This is a genomic window from Streptomyces alkaliphilus, from assembly GCF_014141535.1.
Classification (GTDB): domain Bacteria; phylum Actinomycetota; class Actinomycetes; order Streptomycetales; family Streptomycetaceae; genus Streptomyces; species Streptomyces alkaliphilus.
The window spans coordinates 1-5,314 of the sequence record NZ_VKHT01000300.1 but is presented as its reverse complement, the minus strand read 5'-3'; the positions used below and the strand labels follow the sequence as shown (position 1 = coordinate 5,314).

The window sequence follows — 5,314 nt, the reverse complement described above, 5'->3', positions numbered from 1 at the left end:
CGCCCACACCGGAATACCCACCGCGCCCGACACCGCGCCCGGGACCGGTGACGGCGCCGCTCAGACCCCCGGCCTGCGCCGACTGAACGCCGCCGACCCGGCCACCGCCGAGTCCCTCCTCCTGGCCTGCTGCGGCAGCCGCCGCTGGGCCCGCCGGGTGGCCGAGCACCGCCCCTACGGGGACACCGACGCCCTGCTCGCGGCCGGTGACGAGGCGGCCTACGACCTGACCCCCGCCGACCTCGCCGAGGCACTGTCCGCCGAGCCCCGCGACGCGGCGGCGCTGCGCGTCCTCGCCGGAGCGGGCGAGACGGCCCGCACCGCCCTGCGCGCCGCCCTCTCGGTCCACGAGGAACGCTTCGGTCACGGCTTCGTCCTGCACCTGGACCCTTCCCACCCGGAGGAGTGGTTGGACCTGACGCTGACGGCCCTGCGGACCCGACTGCTCATGGACCCGGAGACCGAACGCGAGCACGCGGCCGAGCAGTTGCGCCGCCTCGCCCGGGCCCGCCTGGAACACCTGGTCGCGGGCACGGCGGTTCCGGGCCCGGCGCGGCACGTCGACACGCCCGCCGCCCGCCGCACCGCGTCGCACCCGGACGTGCCCGGACGGGTGCCGAATTGATCACATCCGCACCCCCGGCCCCGGTCGCCCCGCGGCCCGTCGATACCATGTCGGGCGGCCGGTGGACCGTCTCCGGCCGGGCCCGCGGACCTCACCTGGAACAGGAACGGCCGGCAGGCCCCGACATCCGCTCCCGGAGGGTTTTTCCGTGCCGGCTGGAACGCTGTACCGCGGCCGGGAAGGCATGTGGTCATGGGTGGCTCACCGAGTCACCGGTGTCCTCGTCTTCTTCTTCCTGTTCGTCCACGTACTCGACACCGCACTCGTCCGCGTCTCCCCCGAGGCGTACGACCAGACCATCGCCGTCTACAAGACGCCACTCGTCGCTTTCATGGAGTACGGCCTGGTCGCCGCCGTCCTCTTCCACGCGCTGAACGGCCTGCGGGTCGTGGCGGTGGACTTCTGGAGCAAGGGCGCCCGGTACCAGAAGCAGATGCTGTGGACCGTCATGGCCGTCTGGGGCCTGCTGATGGCCGGCGCCGCGTGGCCCGTGCTGGGTCACGCCTTCCGCGAGCTGTTCGGGAGCTGATCGAGAATGTCCACCGAAACCACTCCCGCGAACAGCGGCACGACCGGCGAGCGCCCCATCGGCCCGGACAACCCGGCCCCGGTGATCGAACCGCCGCGCACCCGCACCGGGCGCTCCCCGCGCTCGACCCGCACCAACTTCGAGTTGCACGGCTGGCTGTTCATGCGGCTCTCCGGCATCCTGCTGGTCTTCCTGGTGCTCGGACACCTGCTGATCCAGCTGGTGCTGGACGGCGGCGTGAGCAAGGTCAGCTTCGCGTTCGTCGCCGGCCGCTGGGCCTCCCCGTTCTGGCAGGTCTGGGACCTGCTGATGCTGTGGCTGGCCATGCTGCACGGCGCCAACGGTCTGCGGACGATCATCAACGACTACGCCCAGCGGGACAACACCCGCTTCTGGCTGAAGATGCTGCTCTACACGGCGACCGTCTTCACCATCCTCCTGGGCACGCTGGTGATCTTCACCTTCGACCCGAACATCCGCTGACGCACCGGGGCTGACGAGACTCATGCAGACACACAAGTACGACACCGTCATCGTCGGCGCCGGTGGCGCCGGGATGCGGGCGGCCATCGAGGCCACCAAGCGCAGCCGCACGGCCGTGCTGACCAAGCTCTACCCCACCCGCTCCCACACCGGCGCGGCCCAGGGCGGCATGGCCGCCGCCCTGGCCAACGTCGAGGAGGACAACTGGGAGTGGCACACCTTCGACACGGTCAAGGGCGGTGACTACCTGGTCGACCAGGACGCCGCGGAGATCCTGGCCAAGGAGGCCATCGACTCCGTCCTGGACCTGGAGAAGATGGGCCTGCCCTTCAACCGCACCCCCGAGGGCACCATCGACCAGCGCCGCTTCGGCGGCCACACCCGCAACCACGGCGAGGCCGCCGTGCGCCGCTCCTGCTACGCCGCGGACCGCACCGGCCACATGATCCTCCAGACGCTGTACCAGAACTGCGTCAAGGAGGGCGTGGAGTTCTACAACGAGTTCTACGTCCTGGACCTGCTGCTCAACGAGGTCGACGGGGTCAAGAAGGCCGCCGGCGTGGTCGCGCTGGAGCTGGCCACCGGCGAGCTGCACGTCTTCCGGGCCAAGGCGATCGTCTTCGCCTCCGGCGGCACCGGCAAGTTCTACAAGGTGTCCTCCAACGCCCACACCCTCACCGGTGACGGCCAGGCCGCCGCGTTCCGACGCGGACTGCCGCTGGAGGACATGGAGTTCTTCCAGTTCCACCCGACCGGCATCTGGAAGATGGGCATCCTGCTCACCGAGGGCGCCCGCGGCGAGGGCGGCATCCTGCGCAACAAGGACGGCGAGCGCTTCATGGAGCGCTACGCGCCGACCATCAAGGACCTCGCCCCCCGCGACATGGTCTCCCGGTCCATCTACACCGAGATCCGCGAGGGACGCGGCTGCGGCCCCGACGCCGACCACGTCTACCTGGACCTCACCCACCTGCCGCCGGAGCAGCTGGACGCCAAGCTGCCGGACATCACCGAGTTCGCGCGCACCTACCTCGGCATCGAGCCCTACACGGACCCGATCCCGATCCAGCCCACCGCGCACTACGCGATGGGCGGCATCCCGACCAACGTCAAGGGCGAGGTGCTGATCAACAACACCGACATCGTCCCCGGCCTGTACGCCGCCGGCGAGGTCGCGTGCGTGTCGGTGCACGGCGCCAACCGCCTGGGCACCAACTCCCTGCTGGACATCAACGTCTTCGGCCGCCGGGCCGGCATCGCCGCCGCCGAGTACGCGGCGACCGCCGACTTCGTCGAACTGCCGGAGGCCCCGGAGAAGTTCGTCGCCGACGAGGTCACCCGGATGCGGGACGCCTCCGGCGGCGAGAGCGTGGCGGCGATCCGTCGCGAGCTCCAGGAGACCATGGACCGCAACGCCATGGTGTTCCGCACCGAGCAGACCCTCAAGCAGGCCCGCGAGGACATCGTCGAGCTGCGCGCCCGGTACAAGAACGTGTCGGTGCAGGACAAGGGTCGGCGCTTCAACACCGACCTGCTGGAGGCCCTGGAGCTGGGCAACCTGCTCGAGCTGGCGGAGGTGCTGGTCGTCTCCGCGCTGGCCCGCAAGGAGTCCCGCGGCGGCCACTACCGCGAGGACTTCCCCGACCGGGACGACGTCAACTTCATGCGGCACACCATGGCGTACCGCGAGGTCGACCCCGAGGGCAACGAATCGATCCGGCTGGACTACAAGCCGGTCGTCCAGACCCGCTACCAGCCGATGGAGCGCAAGTACTGATGAGCACCGCGACCGTGGAGAAGGAGACGACCGGCACCCCCGACGGGGGTTCGGCCGCCTCCCACAAGATCTCCGTCACCTTCCGCCTGCGCCGCTTCAACCCCGAGGTCTCGGCCGAGGTCACGTGGCAGGACTTCCGGATCGACATCGATCCCAAGGAACGGGTCCTGGACGCCCTCCACCAGATCAAGTGGGAGGAGGACGGCACCCTCACCTTCCGGCGCTCCTGCGCGCACGGCATCTGCGGCTCCGACGCGATGCGCATCAACGGCCGCAACCGGCTGGCGTGCAAGACGCTGATCAAGGACCTGAACCCGGCCAAGCCGATCACGGTGGAGCCGATAAAGGGCCTGACGGTCCTCAAGGACCTCGTGGTGGACATGGAGCCGTTCTTCCAGGCCTACCGCGACGTGATGCCGTTCCTGATCACCAGCGGCAACGAGCCGACGCGCGAGCGCCGGCAGTCCTCCGAGGACCGCGAGCGGTTCGACGACACCACCAAGTGCATCCTGTGCGCCGCGTGCACCTCCTCGTGCCCGGTGTTCTGGAACGACGGCCAGTACTTCGGCCCGGCGGCGATCGTCAACGCGCACCGCTTCATCTTCGACTCGCGCGACGAGGGCGGGGAGCAGCGGCTGGAGATCCTCAACGAGAAGGAAGGCGTGTGGCGCTGCCGCACCACCTTCAACTGCTCGGAGGCCTGCCCGCGCGGCATCGAGGTCACCAAGGCGATCCAGGAGGTCAAGCGGGCGATCATCACCCGCCGCTTCTGATCGGTTTTCGGGGAGCCCCCCACCGGAGGGCCGGACCGCGCACCCGCGCGGCCCGGCCCTCCGGCCGTTCGGGGGTCTCCATCAGGCCCGGTCGGGACCGGGGCCGGGTCACCGCCTCCGGGACCGCTCGGCCCGGGCGAGTCGGAAGCGGAGCCGCAGGTCCCTCACGGCGCCCACGGCCATGGTCACCGCGAGGGCGAACTGCGCCACCGCCCACAGCCACTGCCACCCGCCGATGCCGGCGGCCCGTATCCCACCGCCGAACACGAACGGCGCCCCGAACAGCATGACCACCAGGACGCCCGAGTTCAGGAGTTGAGGGGATTCCGGGTTCTCGCTCATCGGGTTTCCACCTTCCGGGTCGTCTTCTCGTCGTGAGGGCCGGGGCATTCCGCCTCGGCCGGGGTCGCCCACCACCGGGCGGAACGGCGCGTCACCACCACCGCGAAGACGGCCGCCACGGGCAGGTCGAGGATCGCCACCGGCGGGCTGGCCGCCTCCAACGAGCGCGCGAGCAGGTGGGGCCACGACACCGCTCCGGTCGGACCCGAATCCCCGACCGCCTTCGTGATCACCGCCGCCACCGTCACGGCCACCACGGCCCCGGCCACGGCCGCCACCCAGAAGGCCGGCGCAGTGGTCGGCCGCCGACGGCCGTGTCCGGGCCCCGAGCCCGGCAGCGATCGGACGATGGCCCGGGCGAGGGCCGCCGTCACGGTGAAGAGCACCGCGTACTGGAGGATCCGCGCCCACACGGGCAACAGGGGATGCCCCGGGACGGGTTCGATCATCGTCACCCGGGGCGACGGGACCCGACCCCAGGCGAGCGTCCAGGAGTGGACCCGCTCACCCCACGGGTTCACCACGAAGCCGCCCTGAACGGGGCTCTCCGCCATACCGATCACGAGAAGCAGGAGGGTCAACGCCCCTCCCCCGACGATCGCCGGTAACCACGCCCGTCGTCGCCCGATGTCTTCCGCTGTCCCCCGCATGGGGAGGGAGCCTAATCCGGCTCGCAGGCGGTGCAGTGGGTGCGGGTGGTGCTGCGGAAGGCGACCTCGTGGCAGCCGGCGCAGGTGCGGATGGGCGGGCGCCCGGGCTCGGGAGCCGGCGAATCCGCCGGTGGG

7 protein-coding genes are annotated in these 5,314 nt (G+C 70.8%); 5 read left to right on the top strand and 2 right to left on the bottom strand.

Annotated features, from left to right (window positions below; translation table 11 throughout):
* Positions 1–13: 13 nt before the first annotated feature.
* From FNQ90_RS11655 to FNQ90_RS11635, 5 genes are all read left to right on the top strand, one after another.
* Positions 14–625: a 2-oxo-4-hydroxy-4-carboxy-5-ureidoimidazoline decarboxylase gene (locus FNQ90_RS11655; RefSeq protein ID WP_182606308.1), complete on the top strand. Its 612-nt coding sequence runs from the start codon at positions 14–16 to the stop codon at positions 623–625.
* Between the two features lie 148 nt (positions 626–773).
* Positions 774–1,154, top strand: a complete 381-nt coding sequence (gene sdhC, locus FNQ90_RS11650; RefSeq protein WP_143619716.1) for a succinate dehydrogenase, cytochrome b556 subunit — start codon at positions 774–776, stop codon at positions 1,152–1,154.
* Between the two features lie 6 nt (positions 1,155–1,160).
* Positions 1,161–1,637: a succinate dehydrogenase hydrophobic membrane anchor subunit gene (locus tag FNQ90_RS11645; protein ID WP_143619718.1), complete on the top strand. Its 477-nt coding sequence runs from the start codon at positions 1,161–1,163 to the stop codon at positions 1,635–1,637.
* Between the two features lie 22 nt (positions 1,638–1,659).
* A complete protein-coding gene (sdhA, locus tag FNQ90_RS11640) occupies positions 1,660–3,414 on the top strand; it encodes a succinate dehydrogenase flavoprotein subunit (RefSeq protein WP_182606307.1) in 1,755 nt (584 codons plus the stop codon).
* Positions 3,414–4,187, top strand: coding sequence for a succinate dehydrogenase iron-sulfur subunit (locus FNQ90_RS11635; RefSeq protein WP_182606306.1), 774 nt, complete (start codon positions 3,414–3,416; stop codon positions 4,185–4,187). The genes sdhA and FNQ90_RS11635 overlap by 1 nt, the downstream gene beginning before the upstream one ends.
* A gap of 108 nt (positions 4,188–4,295) precedes the next feature.
* On the opposite strand, the gene FNQ90_RS11630 is transcribed toward FNQ90_RS11635, so the two are convergent.
* Both FNQ90_RS11630 and FNQ90_RS11625 read right to left on the bottom strand, forming a co-directional pair.
* Complete coding sequence (locus FNQ90_RS11630; protein WP_182606305.1) at positions 4,296–4,529, bottom strand: hypothetical protein; 234 nt, start codon at positions 4,527–4,529, stop codon at positions 4,296–4,298.
* Positions 4,526–5,110: a hypothetical protein gene (locus FNQ90_RS11625; protein WP_182606304.1), complete on the bottom strand. Its 585-nt coding sequence runs from the start codon at positions 5,108–5,110 to the stop codon at positions 4,526–4,528. The genes FNQ90_RS11630 and FNQ90_RS11625 overlap by 4 nt, the downstream gene beginning before the upstream one ends.
* Between the last annotated feature and the right edge of the window lie 204 nt (positions 5,111–5,314).